This is a genomic window from Mesorhizobium sp. M1328 (genome assembly GCF_040318075.1).
GTDB lineage: Bacteria > Pseudomonadota > Alphaproteobacteria > Rhizobiales > Rhizobiaceae > Mesorhizobium.
In genome coordinates this window covers 139124-154909 of the sequence record NZ_JAMYLO010000011.1, presented here as the reverse complement: position 1 = coordinate 154909, position 15786 = coordinate 139124, and the positions used below count along the sequence as shown (strand labels likewise).

The 15786-nt window shown below is 60.0% G+C and carries 13 protein-coding genes; 5 read left to right on the top strand and 8 right to left on the bottom strand.

Features of this window, described 5'->3' with window-relative positions; all coding sequences use genetic code 11:
* Positions 1 to 17: 17 nt before the first annotated feature.
* From NKH23_RS20255 to NKH23_RS20235, 5 genes are all read right to left on the bottom strand, one after another.
* Entirely contained in the window at positions 18 to 1181 is a 1164-nt protein-coding gene (locus NKH23_RS20255) for a mandelate racemase/muconate lactonizing enzyme family protein (protein WP_353035244.1), read from the bottom strand.
* A 33-nt stretch (positions 1182 to 1214) separates the two neighbouring features.
* Positions 1215 to 2312, bottom strand: a complete 1098-nt coding sequence (locus NKH23_RS20250) for an ABC transporter ATP-binding protein (protein ID WP_352595570.1) — start codon at positions 2310 to 2312, stop codon at positions 1215 to 1217.
* Between the two features lie 10 nt (positions 2313 to 2322).
* A complete protein-coding gene (locus NKH23_RS20245; protein WP_023679256.1) occupies positions 2323 to 3213 on the bottom strand; it encodes a carbohydrate ABC transporter permease in 891 nt (296 codons plus the stop codon).
* Positions 3210 to 4169, bottom strand: a complete 960-nt coding sequence (locus tag NKH23_RS20240; RefSeq protein WP_353035242.1) for a carbohydrate ABC transporter permease — start codon at positions 4167 to 4169, stop codon at positions 3210 to 3212. The genes NKH23_RS20245 and NKH23_RS20240 overlap by 4 nt, the downstream gene beginning before the upstream one ends.
* Before the next feature lie 78 nt (positions 4170 to 4247).
* Entirely contained in the window at positions 4248 to 5726 is a 1479-nt protein-coding gene (locus tag NKH23_RS20235) for an ABC transporter substrate-binding protein (RefSeq protein WP_352718868.1), read from the bottom strand.
* 218 nt (positions 5727 to 5944) lie between these two features.
* Here NKH23_RS20235 and NKH23_RS20230 point away from each other — a divergent pair, with 218 nt between their 5' ends.
* Genes NKH23_RS20230 through NKH23_RS20215 form a run of 4 tightly spaced genes read left to right on the top strand, consistent with a single transcriptional unit; the run spans position 5945 to position 10510 of the window.
* Positions 5945 to 6655 carry a GntR family transcriptional regulator gene (locus NKH23_RS20230; protein WP_023679253.1) on the top strand — a complete coding sequence of 237 codons (711 nt, stop codon included), beginning with the start codon at positions 5945 to 5947 and terminating at the stop codon, positions 6653 to 6655.
* Positions 6656 to 6709: 54 nt separating this feature from the next.
* On the top strand, positions 6710 to 7876 hold the full coding sequence (locus NKH23_RS20225) for a mandelate racemase/muconate lactonizing enzyme family protein (RefSeq protein WP_352718867.1): 1167 nt from the start codon (positions 6710 to 6712) through the stop codon (positions 7874 to 7876).
* Positions 7877 to 7931: 55 nt separating this feature from the next.
* On the top strand, positions 7932 to 9293 hold the full coding sequence (locus tag NKH23_RS20220) for a mandelate racemase/muconate lactonizing enzyme family protein (RefSeq protein ID WP_352718866.1): 1362 nt from the start codon (positions 7932 to 7934) through the stop codon (positions 9291 to 9293).
* A 17-nt stretch (positions 9294 to 9310) separates the two neighbouring features.
* A complete protein-coding gene (locus tag NKH23_RS20215) occupies positions 9311 to 10510 on the top strand; it encodes a mandelate racemase/muconate lactonizing enzyme family protein (protein WP_352913652.1) in 1200 nt (399 codons plus the stop codon).
* A 204-nt stretch (positions 10511 to 10714) separates the two neighbouring features.
* Here NKH23_RS20215 and NKH23_RS20210 read toward each other — a convergent pair whose 3' ends face one another.
* The 3 genes from NKH23_RS20210 to NKH23_RS20200 form a co-directional block, all read right to left on the bottom strand.
* The gene (locus NKH23_RS20210; protein WP_353035240.1) at positions 10715 to 11410 is read right to left on the bottom strand and encodes a tetratricopeptide repeat protein; all 696 of its coding nucleotides are present in this window, start codon (positions 11408 to 11410) and stop codon (positions 10715 to 10717) included.
* 39 nt (positions 11411 to 11449) lie between these two features.
* Positions 11450 to 12568, bottom strand: coding sequence for an adenylate/guanylate cyclase domain-containing protein (locus tag NKH23_RS20205; RefSeq protein WP_353035238.1), 1119 nt, complete (start codon positions 12566 to 12568; stop codon positions 11450 to 11452).
* A gap of 589 nt (positions 12569 to 13157) precedes the next feature.
* Complete coding sequence (locus NKH23_RS20200; RefSeq protein ID WP_352913646.1) at positions 13158 to 13739, bottom strand: sulfocyanin-like copper-binding protein; 582 nt, start codon at positions 13737 to 13739, stop codon at positions 13158 to 13160.
* Between the two features lie 1350 nt (positions 13740 to 15089).
* Here NKH23_RS20200 and NKH23_RS20195 point away from each other — a divergent pair.
* The gene (locus NKH23_RS20195; RefSeq protein ID WP_023679230.1) at positions 15090 to 15701 is read left to right on the top strand and encodes a cupin domain-containing protein; all 612 of its coding nucleotides are present in this window, start codon (positions 15090 to 15092) and stop codon (positions 15699 to 15701) included.
* Positions 15702 to 15786: the final 85 nt, after the last annotated feature.

Here is a 15786-nt window from a genome sequence, read left to right as displayed (position 1 = left end):
ACTCCGATTGAATGGAACTACCAGTTCGTAACAGAACCGTCGCGGCGCGTAAGGTGAGGCGCTTCCCAGAAACGCAAACTCTGCGCCTGGACCGCCACTTCGTTGACCTCGACGCCGAGCCCCGGCAGATCGCCGACCGGGTAATCGGTCCCGTCGAGCCGTGGTTGCACGGGGAAGAAGTCGGAATTGTCGAAGCCCAGCTTTATTTCGGGCGCCCTGGTCTCGAGCCACGCAAAGTTGGGTACCGCAGCGGCGAGATGCACGGTCGCGGCCGTGCACACGGGACCAAGGGGATTGTGCGGCATCAGGTCCACATAATGCGCCTCGCTCCAGCCAGCGACCTTCATCGCCTCGGTGAGCCCGCCGACATTGCAAACATCGATCCGGTTGAACTGATGGATGCCGCGCTCGATGTAGGGCAGGAACTGCCATTTGCTGGCAAATTCCTCGCCTATGGCAAAGGGGATTTCGGTCATCGTGCGCAGCGCTTCGTAGGCCTCCGGCGTTTCGGCCCGTATCGGCTCCTCGAGGAAATCAAGCACGCCGCGGCCGAGCTTGTTGCAGAAGCTCGCCGCCTCTGCCACCGACAGCCGATGATGATAGTCGAGGCCGAGGACCACGTCGCCGCCCAGCGCCTCGCGCGCCTTGTTCAGCATACCCGCGGTAGCGCCGATGGACTCGCGCGGCTCGAAGATGTCCTTGCTGTTTTGCCCGAAGGGGAAGAAGCGGATCGCCTGCCACCCCTGTGCGCGTAGTTCGCGGGCCCGTTCGATGGCAACATCGCCCTCGGCCTCGTCGCCGGTCGAGGCAAAGGTGGGGACGCGGTCGCGCTGCTTGCCGCCTAGCAGCTCATAGGCCGGCACCCCCAGTGCCTTGCCCTTGATGTCGTGAAGGGCGATGTCGATGGCGGAAATTGCCGCCTGAAGGACTCGCCCGCCTTCGAAGTACTGGCTGCGGTAAACCTCCTGCCAGATCCGCCCGATCTGCATCGGGTCGCGGCCGATGAGAAACTCGCGATAGTGCTCGACCGCGCCGGCCACGGCCCTCTCGCGACCGCTCAAGCCGCTCTCGCCCCAGCCGAAGATGCCCTGGTCGGTCTCGACCTTGACGAGCATCTGGTTGCGCGTTCCTACCCACACCGGATAGGGCTTGATCGCGGTGATCTTAAGCTTCTCAGTCATCCGCGCCCACGTTTCATGCGCATTCGCCCTATCTCAGTTGGCCTTGAGGGCCATTTCAGTTTCGCCGTCGAACAGATGCATCCGCTCCTGGTCGAACTCGAGCCAGATCTGCTCGTCGGGCGCGACGGCAATGTTTGGCGGCACGCTGACGTTGACGATGGCGCCGGACAGGAACGCCTGCACGAAGGTGACGTCTCCGGTCGGCTCCACCGTATAGGCCTTGGCCGGGACGCTGCCTGGCACCGCACTCTTGTGGAGCTTGATCGTCGAGTGACGTGCGCCGAGCACGACTTTCCTGGTCGTTGCTTTCGCCACCTTCTGGGCATTGCGCGGCGAGAGCTCAAGGCGCCAGCCCTCCGCGCCGGTCAACACCGTGTTGCCGTTTGCCGTCGAGGCCTCCAGCGGAATAAGGCTCATCGCCGGGCTGCCGATGAAGCTGGCGACGAACATGTTCACCGGATGGGCAAAGACCTGCGCCGGTGAATCGTATTGCTGCAGGTAGCCGCCATTCATCACCGCCATCTTGTCAGCCATGGTCACGGCTTCGAGCTGGTCGTGCGTCACATAGATGATCGTCGCCTTGAGGTCCTGGTGGAAGCGCTTGATCTCCGACCGCATCTGCACGCGCAGTTTGGCATCGAGGTTAGACAGTGGCTCGTCCATGAGGAACACGGCCGGGTCGCGAACGAGGGCACGGCCAAGGGCCACACGCTGCTGCTGCCCGCCCGAAAGTTCGCGCGGCTTGCGCTCGAGCAGGTGCGTCATGTCGAGCACTCGCGCCGCTTCCTTGACCTTCTTGTCGATCTCGTCCCTGGGGAGTTTGCGCATCTGAAGCGGGAACGCCAGATTCTTGTAGACCGATTTCTGCGGGTAGAGCGCGTAGTTCTGGAACACCATTGCGATGTCCCGGTCCTTGGGGTCGAGGTCGTTGACCACCCGCTCCCCGATGATGATGTCGCCCGATGTGATCGGGGTCAGCCCGGCGACGAGATTGAGCGTGGTTGTCTTGCCGCAGCCTGAAGGGCCGACGAGCGCAACGAACTCGCCGTCATTGACCGTCAGCGAGACGTGGTTGACAGCTTTGAAGCTGCCATAGCTCTTGACGAGATCTTGGAGGACCACGTGGGCCATCGGCAACTCCCTAGTGCTTGACCGCGCCTTCTGTAAGGGCGCGTACAAAGTATCGTTGCAGGACCAGGAACAGCACCACGACGGGCACGCTCATCATGAAGCTGGCCGCCATCAGGCCCGGAAAGTCCGTCGTATTTTCCGAGAAGAAGCGCTGGATGCCAACCGGCAGGGTCAGCTGCTCGTTCTTGGAGAGGAAGGTGTAGGCGTAGATGTATTCGTTCCAGGCGCCGATGAAGGAATAGATTGCGGTGGCGATGATCCCCGGCGTCGAGAGCGGCATCACGATCATGATGAAGGCCTGGAACCGTGTTGCGCCATCGATGCGCGCCGCCTGCTCAAGCTGCACCGGGATGTTGTCGTAAAAGCCCTTGAGCAGCCAGATCGCCAGCGGCAGGCCGAAGGTGAGATAGGTGAGGATCAGCGAGCCATGCGTGTTTATCAGACCGATGGCGCGCATCAGGATGAAGAGCGGTACGAGAAAGATCACCGCCGGGAACATATTGCGCAGCAGCACGGCAAAGAACAGGAAATTCCGGCCGGGGAAACTGAAGCGCGAAAACGCGTAGGCCGCAGGGACAGCCACGATCACCGAAAGGATTGTCGTGACGGTCGACACGAAAAGGCTGTTCCAGAAGAAGCGGAGGAAGTCCTGGCCGACGCTGTTCTGCGGATCGAGCAGTTTCTGGTAGCTGGCGAGGGTAGGCTCGTCCGGCCACCATTGCGGCGGGAATTGCGTCGCCGCGAACCCGGACTTGATCGAGGTGATCAGCATCCAGATCATCGGCAACGCAGTATAAAGCAGCATGAACACGAGGAATATGCGCCCGGCCCACCGCCATCCGTCGACGCGCATGCGGCGACGGGTCTGGGCTCGAGGTGCTGTCTCGGCAATCGTGCTCATGCGCTCCCCTCTTTCCGCTCGTTGCCGCTTAACGCACGGACGTAGAAGTAGCCCAGCGTCATCAGTGTGAGGAACAGGAGCACCGAATAGGCCGATGCCACGCCCCAGCGCTGCCGTCCGAAGGCGAGCTCATAAATGTGGGTTATCCAGATGTGCGATGCGTTCGACGGCCCACCGCCGGTCATGATCCAGGGGATGATGAAGGAATTGAAGTTGGCCACCGCGAGCAGCAGCATCGTCACCACCGAAACGTTGCGCAAGTGCGGGAAGGTGACGTGCCAGAAGCGCTGCCATGCATTGGCACCGTCGACTTTTGCGGCGCGCAGCAATTGGTCGGGGACTGTCTGCAGGCCGGCCATCATCATGATCATGGCAAACGGAAACTCGCGCCAGATATTGACGACGATCAGGGAGGGCAGCACCGTGCTGACATTGTCGATGAAATTCGGCGGCTGGTCGGCCATTCCGAGGCCCACCAGCACCGCGCCGATGATCCCGAAGTCCGAATGGTAGATCCACTTCCAGATATAGGAGGCGGCGACTGCGCTGATGACCCAAGGGATGATCAGGATAGCGCGCAAGACACCACGGCCGATGAAGTCGCGGTGGAGCGCCAGCGCTGTGGCAAACCCCAGGACAAAGGAGATGAAAGTTGACCCCAGTGTCCAGATCAGTGTGTTCCAGGTGACTTTCCAGAACACCTGACTGGTGAGGATGGTCGTGTAGTTGTCAAAGCCGATGAAGCTCTTGTCACGGAGCTGCAGACCAGGCGGTGTCTTAAAGAACGACAGCTCGATCGTGTAGTAGATCGGATAGGCGATGACGATGAGCATCACGGCGATCGCTGGGAGCACGTACGCGTAGTCCGCGCGATGCGCCCAGATCTTCCGCAGCGCGCCGGACCTGCCAGGTTGCAATTTTCGGCGAGCCTCGGCCTTGCTGGTCACGATCGTCACTTGTGGCGTGCCCTTATTCTTCGGAACGAGGCGGCTGCGCCAGCGGCGCAGCCGGTCAGGTCGTAGGTCAGGCCTGGACTAGAGTCCGCCCATCACGTCTTTTACCTTCTTGGCCGCGTCGTCCGCTGCCTCGTCGACGGTCATCGCTCCGGTCAGGGCATTCTGCAGCATGTCCGGGATGATGATGTTCATGATCTCGGGGGCCTGCGGCAGCGCTGGGAACGGGATGCCGTATGGCAGCATCGAGGTGGTGACGTCGAGGAACTTGATGTTGTCCAGACGTTCCTTCATCCACTTGGTCTTGAAGCCGTTGAGGTTGCCCGGGTTTGATCCGGCGTAGGCCATCTTCAGCGACCATTCAGGGCTCGTCCACATGCAGATGATAGCTTTCGCAGCCGGCTCGTCTACCTTGCCGCCCTCGACATATTCGGGCTTCAGGATGTGAATGTTCGAGCCGCCGAACACGACGGCGCGCTTGCCGTCGGGACCAGTCGGGATCAGGCCGTAGCGCATGTTGTCGATGACAGTCTGCGCCTTGTCCTTGTCGGTGCCCGTCGCCTTTTTCTGCAGGTCGAGCATGACGTTGTAATCGGACGGGTGCGAGATCATCATGCCGAGTTGGCCGGCTACGAACAGGGGCTGGTTATCGGCCTGCTGGTTGGTGAGTGCCGAAACCGGAACCGACTTGTCGCGAACATACATGTCGTAGGAGGCTTGCAGCGCTGCCTTGCTCTGCGGACTATCGAGCTGGACCTGCTCATAGGTCGGGTTTGCCGTGGCTTCGTCGAAGACGCCGCCGCCATAGGCCCATAGCTGTGGCATGAAGCGGTACGGCGTATTGCCGGCATTCTTGCGAGCCACGAGACCGTAGCCGGCAATGCCGAGCTTGTCGTGGATCTGCTTGGAATATTTGACGACGTCTTCCCAGGTTGCCGGAGCCTTGTCCGGATCGAGGCCCGCACGCTTGAAGATGTCGGCGTTCCAGATGAACGCCATCGTCTCGTTGTTGGTCGGAATGCCGTAGGTCACGCCCTCCCAGGTCACTGCCTTCATGGCGCCGGGCCAGAAATCCTCGGTCGAATACCCCACGTCCTCTGGCTTGAGCGGCTGCAGATAGCCCTTTGAGGCGAATTCGGTACCACCCAGGATTTGCAGGCGGACCGCCATAGGCGCGGCATTGCCCAGGAGCGCGGTGCGGAACTTGTCGAGAAGGTCGTTATAGGTGAGGGCTTGTTCCTCGAGCTGGATGTTCGGATATGTCTTGCGGAAGGTCTCGAAGAATTCCTTGTAGTACTGGCGCAGGAGGTCGGGGTCGCCCTCGAACACGCCCTGATACCAGAAAGTCAGTCGCCCCTTGTAGTCGAGCGGGGTGACTTTGGCGCAATCGGCCGCCGTGTCAAAATCCTGTGTGCCCGCAATCGAGCGTACATATTCCGGCGACCACTTGCTCAGGTCAACCGGCGGTGCACCCAGCGCCGATGTAGACGTCAGGGATGCCATCAAAGCAGTGGCGACAGTGCCGCGCAGGACGGCACTGCCGAGCGCAATTCTCGTCATAGGTATCCTCCCTGGTTCTCCCATGCCGCCCTGCGCCAAAGCAAAGCGGTCCTTGCTCGTTTCGATCGCGAGGATGCTTCTTTCAGCTCAGTGTATCCTCTCGATCGCTTGGTACGTTTTCAGATCATGGATTGCCTGTCAACGCGCCAGATCGTACATTGTTTGCGAAAGCCGTGTGTGATATCGGGCAAGGTATGTATTAAATTGGGGAGCCGACCTTGGCCGAAATAAGCGACTTCAAAGCGATGCCACCGGTGGGGACCGATCCCATCGGGGCCTCCAGCGAGGGCGCCTCGCTTTATGAATTGATCAGGGAAGACATCATCGAAGGACGGCTCGCCGCCAACGAACGGCTTGTGGTCACCGATCTCGCCCGGCGTCACGGCACTTCGACCAATCCTGTGCGCGAGGCCCTGCAGCTGTTGCGCGGCGAAGGCTTTGTCACCTTTGTCGCCAACCGCGGGGCGCGCGTCCGACCCATTGATCAGGATTTTGTCCGGGATATCTACGAGATCGGTGTTCTGATCGAGCCAGCCCTGACACGATGGTTTGTGAATATGGCTACCGGCGAGGACATTGCCGAACTCGAACGTCTCCAGGGCCTGATCGAAGAGAACAACTTCGCCGACACATTCAGGCACAGTGAGCTGGATACCGCTTTCCACACGGTGATGTACCAGCGGCACTATAACCGCCACGCCGCCGAGCTTTGGTGGAAGCATCGCGAAGTGCTGCGAGCCGTGAGCCGGCGTTTCAATTTCACGCTGGCGCGACGTGCCGCGATCATGCGCGAGCACCGCGAACTCATCGCGCTTGTGAAGGCGGGAGAGGCCGACAAGGCGGCCGAACTCGTTTCCCGCCATGTCGAGGGTTCGGGCAGGCATATTCTGGAACAGATGCGAGCGCGCAACGCCGCTCGGGCCGGATAGAATATCCAGTCCAGAACATCGTTAGCTGACCATTTTCAGGCAAAGGTAGTTGAGATGAAAATCACGAGCATTCGGCCGTGGCTGTTCAAGTCCGATGCTTCTTACTGGGGAGAGTTCCTGTTCGTCGAAGTGACGACCGACGAGGGAGTGAGTGGCTGGGGAGAGATCACCACCACGACAAGGCTCGCCAACCGCGCTCTCTGCACGATCCTGCGGCAGATCGGCGTCGCCGTGACAGGCGAGGATCCGGCGCGTATCGAGCATCTCTGGCACAAGATCTTCCGCAGCTTCACCTACATGGGAAGCCGCGGCGCCGCGGTCGAATGCGTGAGCGCCATCGACATAGCCCTCTGGGACATCAGGGGCAAAGTCCTCGGCAAGCCGATTTACGAGCTGCTGGGCGGACCAGTACGCGATGAAATCGCGCTCTACACCCATCCCAACCAGGCCAAATTCACCAGCAAAGAGGCTGTGGTCCGCGAAATTCTAGACATTGTCGAGTCCGGACACACTGCGCTCAAGTTCGATCCTTACCCCCACCAGGGCCGCAGCGCCGATGGCCTGCCCCGCGAACAGCGGGACGGCTACCTCGATGGCAGCATGACCCGCAAGGACGAGCGCGAAGCCGCCGAACTCACGGCTCTGATCCGCGAAACGGCAGGACCCGATGTCGACATTCTCATCGATGCGCATGGCCGCTTCGACGTTCCCACCGCCATTCGCCTCTGTCGGAGCCTCGAGGAGGCCGGCCAGATCGACTGGTTTGAGGAGCCCTGCCCGCCCGAGAGCCTTAACGCCCTCAAGCAGGTGCGTGAGAAGGTCAATACCGCCATCTCGTGGGGCGAGCGCGGCCACACGAAATGGGATTTCGTGCCGGTACTCGAGAACAAGCTCGCCGACTACATCATGCCCGACGTTACCTGGACCGGCGGCATTACCGAACTCAAGAAGATTTCTGCGCTGTGCGAAGCCTACTACGTCCCGGTCTCGCCGCATGACGCCGCGGGACCGATCAACGTGGTTGCGGGAGCGCAGGTGATGATGACCGTTCCCAACTTCTACAAACTCGAAACATCGGAGTGGAACCTCGGCAAATACGATCACCTGATCGACAGACCACTCGACATTTCGAACGGCAGCCTCAAGCTGACGTCGAAGCCTGGTCTCGGCATTGAGATGGATCGCGACTACCTGCAGGCCCACGAGATTGAGCTGGGCTAGCAACACTCTGTGCCGGCCCAGGGTGCGGGGCGACAAGCCGAAACGAGGATAAGTCATGGCAAAGACAGATGGCGCCGACGAAGCGCTCAATCGGGTGAACGCGAACTCCAAGCCATCCCAGCTTCGCATCACCGACATGCGGGTAGCCGAAATCGTCGGCGCGCCGTTCACCTCGACCCTGCTCAAGATTTACACCAACCAGGGCATCGTCGGGCTTGGCGAGGTGCGCGACGGCGCCAGTGCCACCTACGCGCTGATGCTGAAGAGCCGGCTGCTTGGCGAGAACCCTTGCGACATCGACCGCCTGTTTCGCCGGATCAAGCAGTTCGGTGGCCACGGCCGGCAAGGCGGCGGCGTCTCGGCGGTCGAGATCGCGTTGTGGGATCTCGCCGGCAAGGCCTATGGCGTGCCCATCTACCAGATGCTCGGCGGCCGGTTTCGGGAGAAGGTGCGCGTCTATTGCGACACCGACGCTACCGTGCCGAGCGGCACCGAGACAGGCAAGCGCCTCAAGCAGCGCATGGAGCTCGGCTTCACCTTCCTCAAGATGGATCTGGGGCTGATGCAGATCGCGGATGTACCCGGTGCGGTCGTCTCCCCTGCCGGTTCACTTGAAGGGTACCGCGTCCATCCCGGCCGCGGCCCGGTCAAAACCCTTGAAGAGCGACGCGCCCGCAACGCCGCGTACGATTTGCACAACATTGCCCACCCGTTTACCGGCCTCCATTTTTCCGACAAGGGCCTCGACCTGCTTGAGCAGTATATTGCCGAGGTTCGCGATGTTATCGGCATGGATATTCCGCTCGCCATTGACCATGTCGGCCACATCTCGCTGCAGAACGGTATTCGCCTCGCCAGGCGGATTGAGAAATACGTGCCGGCCTGGCTCGAGGATGTGATCCCATGGCAGTACACCGAGCAGTACCGGCAACTGCAGGCCGCCACCACGGTGCCGATCTGCACCGGCGAGGATATCTACCTTACGGAGGGCTTCGAGCCCCTGCTCAAAAGCGGCGGCCTCTCCATTATCCACCCGGACCTGCTCACCAGCGGGGGCATCCTCGAGACCAAGAAGATCGGCGACATGGCGCAGGACCACGGCGTCGCAATGGCCATCCATATGGCCGAAAGTCCAATCGCCGCAATGGCCGCGGCACATGTCGCGACCGCGACCGAAAACTTCATGGCGCTCGAATACCACTCTGCCGATGTCGACTGGTGGGACGATATCGTCACCGGCGTTCCCAAGCCGCTCGTGAAGGACGGCTTTATCACTGTTCCGGACAAACCTGGCCTGGGGATCGACGACGTCGTCGACGAGGTGATCTCGCAGCATCTGCAGCCGGGTGTCACCGGCATCTGGCAGCCCACGGATCACTGGGACAACGAGTATTCCTGGGACCGCACCTGGAGCTGAGGCGAAAAGAACCGAAGATGAAGATCACCGACCTCCGCTGCGCCGTCATCGGCAAACATCCCATCGTCCGCATCGTTACCGACGAGGGCCTCTATGGCCTTGGCGAAGTCGAGTTCACCAAGACCTATCTCAAGCCTTGGGTGCTGCATTTCCGCGAGGCGCTGATCGGCGAGGACCCTACCGACGTCGAGCGGGTGATGCTGAAGATCCGCCAACGCGGCTCTTTCAAGCCCTATGGCGCGGCGGTAAGCGCTATCGAGCATGCGCTGTGGGACATAGCCGGCAAGGCCGCAGGCGTGCCGGCCTACAAACTGCTCGGCGGCAAGGTGCGCGACAAGGTGCGCGTCTATAACGGCTCGATCCGCCAGAAACGCACGGGCGACCGGCCGGAGGATTACGCCGCTGACGTGAAATGGATGATGGAGCAGCCGCAGAACTTCTTCATGATCAAGCAAGGAATCTCGTTCCACTCCAACATGAAGGACACTATCGAGGGCTTCCATTACGGTGTGACGCAGACAAAGGCTGGCTATCACGGTGCCATGGATCAGGGCGTGATCAGCGAGCGCGGTTTCAACCACATGCTCGACTGCGTGATCGCGATGAAGGAAGTGCTGGGCGACAAGGTCAGCCTGGCGCTCGACTGCGGCCCGGGCTGGATGCTGCCCGATGCGATCAAGTTCGCTCGCGCGGTCGAGAAGTACAATTTGATGTGGCTCGAGGATATGCTGACCGGCGACTATGTGCCGTGGGTCAATCCGCAGGCCTATCGGGAGCTGACCACCTCCACCTCGACGCCAATCCATACCGGCGAGCAGATCTACCTGCGGCACAATTTCAAGGAGCTGATCGAAACGCAGGCGGTGCGCGTCATCGGGCCCGATCCGGCCGATATTGGCGGCATTGCCGAGCTCAAATGGGTCGCCGAGCACGCCTATATGCACTCGATCCTGATGGCACCGCACGGCACCGCGAACGGCCTTCTCGGCCTCGGCGCGCTGATCAATGTCTGCGCCACCCTGCCCGCCAACTACATCGCGTTCGAATACCCGAGCGCCTCCGACCCCTGGTGGGAGGACCTCGTAATCGGCCTGCCGTCGCAGATCGTGAAGGACAGCATGGTGGACCTGCTGGAAGCGCCGGGGCTGGGCCTCGATATCGACGCCGAAGCAGCCAGGAAGTATCTCGGGGAAGAGGATGCGGGCTTCTTCGACTGAACCATGCTTCTTGCGCAACCCCGCGCCGCGCGGACCGCTTCACGCAAAATGGCATCCAGAATGACCGTTTCGGGGCCGGATGCGGACTGGCAGCTTTTCAACAGCGGAGGGTCCAAAGCTGGACATTCAAATCGGTGCATCCTGAAAGCAACTAACGATGCGGGGAAGGATACTGCACGCCTGTACTCCGGCCTCCAACCGAAACTACTTCGTTGGCAATCCCGCAGCGACGAGGTCGGCTACCTGTCGATCAATCACTGCAGGATTGATATGGAACGTCATATCGCGCCACCGCGTGGCCTTAAGCCACGGCTGCATGGCAAGCGCCTTGAGGACTTCACTGCGTGCATCGTCAGTTTTTCCAAGATGGACATCGTTGATGGCACGTAGCAGCGGAACGGTGATCAGGAAGTCTGACGCCTTCGTGATCAGTGCAGCAGATTCGGCGTACTTTTCGATATCCGTCAGGGCATTTGCCTTCATCACGAGATAATAATCGGCGAAGTTTGGATCGTTCCTGAGCCCGTATTCTGCTCGCTCAATGGCCTTGTCTGTCAGGCCGCTGAAGCGGGCTGCTGATGAAAGGTCGCCGATGAGAAACGCGTCTCCGGGCGAAAGCGCAATCACCTCATCGGCCCTACGCAGAGACAGATCGAAGTTGCCCTCATGAGCGCTGACGTAGACGGATGACCACAAGCAGCTTTTTCTTGCGTCGGGTCCGAGGTTGGCCCGCGGAAGAACCTTTGCTTCCAGTTCGGACGCCATGCGCCAATGTTCGTCAGGCTTTTCGTCAAAGCCGAGGCTGGCCGCCAAGACGTGATCCCAAGCCAGTCCGCACGATAACAGCGACGAGTCGGGAAATTTGGCCAGGCCCTCAAGAATTATGTCCGTCGCCTTCACCAGGCTCTCGGGCGTGAACTGCCCAAAAAAGAAATTGGATCAAAGGAAGAAGTCGTACTCTTCAAGATCCGGTGTGTCCTTTTCCCAGACCTTCTTGTATTCGATGTCGTACATTTTTCCGCGCTGGCCACCAAGCGTGCCAATGATGCGTTCGATCGCCTCGTCCTGAATCACAAGGGGATTGCTTCCAGAGCGATCGAACTTTTCCGCCCAGAGGTTTTCGCCCGTGCGCGCGTCGATCAGCTGTGCGGTGATGCGCACCCGGTCCGTCTCCTTCCAGATACTGCCCTCGATCACGTAGGCCGCGTTCAATTCTTGGCCGATCCGGCGGACATCGGTTGGCTTGTCCTTGTAGACAAAGGTAGAGCTACGCGAGAGCACCTTAAGTTCGGTGACGCCTGCCAGCATCGAGATCAAATTGTCTGTCATGCCGTCGCTGAAATATTCCAGCTTCGGGTCGCCGCTCATGTTCTTGAACGGCAGAACCGCGACGGTCGGGATACCACCCTGGCCCATATCACGCTTTGTTCCATAGAACTGCCACCACGCCAGGACCGCTGTGACTGCTAAGACCAGCACCAGGAAGCTCGCCACGACTGGCAGCCGCGACCGGCTGCGGCTCGCCCGCCTGGGCTTGGCCTTGCCGCCGATCGTGACACGGTATGCCTCCACCGGCTCCGCGATGTTCTTGACCCTCTGCAGGCCCATCGACTGAAAGCCGAAAGCCAGCTTCTTCTCAACCTCGCGCGCGACCTTTGCAGACACCCAGATGCCGCCAGGCTCGGCAAGTTGTTCTAGTCGCGCCGCGATATTTACGCCCTCGCCAAACCGATCGTCACCCTCGACAATCACCTCGCCAAGATTGACGCCGATGCGCACTTCGACGCGCTGGTCTTTCGGCAAAGAGGCGTTTCGCTCGGCCAGCCCACGTTGCAACGAAACCGCGCATTCCATCGCCTCGACGACAGAAGAAAACTCCGCCAGCAGGCCGTCGCCCATCAGCTTGAAGATAGTGCCATGATGACGCGCTACTGTCGGCTCGAAAAGTTCCTTATGATCGGCGCGCACCCGTTCATGCGTACCCGCCTCGTCGCGCTCCATCATGGCAGAGTATCCGACAACGTCAGCAGCAAGGATGGCGGCGAGCTTGCGGTCCATTTCGGAGCACTCTGTCGGCGGCCAACCTCGGAGGCGAGGTGGCAAACCCTCCCGGTTCCAATCAGTTTCGCCTATCAGGACCTTACCCGCAAGCGGCTGCCGGTTACGAAACGACTTGATTGGGGCCGGACGCGGACTGTCGGCTATGGGAGAATCCGCCCGACTCCTTCCGATAGGCGAAAGTCGCTCTGGAAAAGCACCGCGGGGTCTTGAAATGGCACGACCGAGCCGGCGGGCGCATCGGCTCGAACTATTCCGCGTGGGAGCGCTCTAAGTCTCGATCGGGCGGAAAGTGGTCGCACACGGGAGCGGCCCAAGTAGGCTCATCTGCGCCAACAGGCGACTTGTGGATCAAGCTTGGAAGGCGGCTCCACCGACGCTTCGACACTACGGCCCAAATTAGCCCTCGCCGATGCTCCGGCTGCGCCAAAGGCTTGTTTGGATGCTTCAGCTTGGACCTGGTGGCTTGGCAACCAGGGGCAGTTCTAAACCGGTCGGGCGCGGCCAGACTTTCGAGTTTCAAGGTAAGCCGCCATGGATTTGCAATGATCTCCACGACGAAGCCATAGCGCTGGTTGCTCGCGCAACGCTATGGGCGTCCTGGTGGCTGCTCCTGCGGAAACTTGTCTTCATGGACGATTGCCACGGCCCGCTCAAGATTGCCTCTCACCTCGAAACCGATCCAGTGTCCGTCCATCAGGTGCGTTTGTCTCGGACAGGCGAGGAAATAGTTCCCCGCCTGCTGGGCAACAAAGTTGAGTTGCCTCCTCTCATTAATTTTAATCCCCTCTAGCGGAGCGGTGTACGCCCCCCAAATCGCATCCTCAGCCTCCAACTTCACTGGCATCTCTGACCGAGCATAAACCCTGGTCACCATCAGACCGTGCCTGAAATTCGAGGAGCCATTGATGAACTCGATCTGGACCGACCATTCTTCTGGCACGATGATCGTGAGATTGCCGCCCCAGTAGCCGTTGAAGTCGATAATGTCGGTCCGGATGTTGTCCCTGCGGTACCGCTCGACTTGGTTCCAATCGGCGACAATCTCGATAGCCACCGTCTTCGCTACCGGATCGTTTTTGATCCAGCTCGGGACGAAAGGCTTCCCAGCCAGCGCAATTCCAGGCAACAATGCGAAGGCGAGAAGGGCAAGGTGGGCAAAGCGCGCCATCGCAATCAGAGGCTCCTCCCGAGCGGAGCGGCCGAGCTAAAGCGACCGCAATCGAAGTCGACTAGGCCCATTCTTCAACCAAGAGAATACCCCCAAAACAAGATCCACACCAGCAAACCCCCTTTGGCGGAACGGAACAAAACTCGCCGTCGCCGGAGGCGCCCCAAGCGAACGCCCCACCTCGCGCAGGCCGATGTCTGCCCCCGAAAAGCGAAGGAGGAGTAAGGTTTCCGCGCCACGCTGATCGCCGCTCGGCAAAGGTCTGCTTCGGGCCGGAAAGCGGACAGATGCTTTTCAAACCCGGAGCGACAAGAGCAGACCTTTGTTCGGTGCAAGTGTGTCATGACGTGACCCAATGCGGTCGTTCAGTTGCGAGCGTCGCTGGCTGAAGCTGCGTTAGTCGGACGGAGGCCAATGGTATTTTCAATGGAACGCTAATATACATGGAAACCCGAACGAGCAGCGCCCGCCAGATACTTGAGGAATGCCATGCGAAGGCTCATCTTCACGGCAATGTGTATCGCCGCCGCAACAGCCGCTAACGCCCATGATTGGTACGAAGACAAGATTGACCCACAGACCAAATTCAAGTGCTGCGGTGGTTCTGATTGCCGCGCCGTACCTCGGTCTTCGGTGCGGTCCAGGGTGGACGGTGGGTACATTTATTTGCCGCATAATTTCACCATCCCACGGGACCGTGTACAGGAATCCCCGGACGGGCAATACCATATCTGCGAAAATAAATATGTCGTAACCAATCAGCTGTATTGGCGTTGCTTCTTCGCACCTCGTGTCGATGTGTCTATACTTCTAAAGCATTAACCGCGCATCGCTTCCGCAATTCACATCCGCAAGGTGCTAGTCCATTAATTCTGTTGGACTTTCTTCAAATTGTCGAAGCTCAAGCCGTGCGCGACTGCCCCAAGAATTTCATTGAATACGTCGCCGCTACGGAGAGCCTGCGCGCCCTGGGCTTAGACTCCGTAGGGCGCTGGGGCTGGTGACTTCTGGCGGACTTCGCGAATTCGGTGACAGTCCAGATTTCATCGTGTCGGCACGGCCGTGGTTGTATAGATTGGCTGCGTGGCCCGCCTTGCCTGCATTGACGTTCCAAGTCCACTCACCACGTGACGTAACGCGGTAACGGTGACGATTTCGACCCCGATGGGCAGCCAAGCGACAGGGATGACTGGGCGAGATATCAGTGCGGTCCATGCGGGAGCAGCATTCGCCAGATGCCGGAGCTACGGCTACAGTCTCGAATTTGACGCATCAGCACTTGCAAATCGTCGGCTGAGGTCTTTTGCTCGCGCGATAGTTGCCCTTGACCGTTGGATGGTTGGCGAACAGATGAACAAAATCGATCGACGGCGGCCAGAGTCAGAAACGGACGCCACCGTAAATGCTGCGAGACTTGGAACTCGGCTGCGCCTCGCCCGCCAGACACGCGGCATGACGCTGAAGACGCTGGCCGCGGCTGCGAATTGCTCGGAAAGCCTGCTGTCCAAGATCGAGAACGGCAAGGCTTCGCCGTCCCTGCCCATGCTTCACCGTCTGGTTGAGGTTCTCGACACCAACATCGGCTGGATGTTCGAGCAAGTCGATGACGACGAGGCGATCGTATTCCGGGCGGGCGCAAGGCCTTTGATTGCGCTCGACGCGCTACGGCGTGGCGAAGGAATTTCGCTCGAACGCATCATTCCATATTCGCCTGGCCACCTCTTACAATGCAACATCCATCACATCGAGGCAGAGGGCTCGAGCGAAGGTCCGATCCAGCACGCCGGCGAGGAAGTCGGCTACGTGCTCGCCGGGCGGATCGAACTGATCGTCGACGGCAAGAGCCATGCTCTCGCCACCGGCGATGCCTTCGTGTTCAGGTCGGAGCTGCCGCATCATTACCGCAACATCGGCGAGGAACGCGCTAGCATTTTCTGGGTCAACACGCCGGCGACTTTCTGAGCAACGCTTTGCGTTCATTTGGATTGACAAATATTCAAGTCTCTTGAATGCTTGCCTCGTGCCTGTAGCACCAACGGGACCAGCC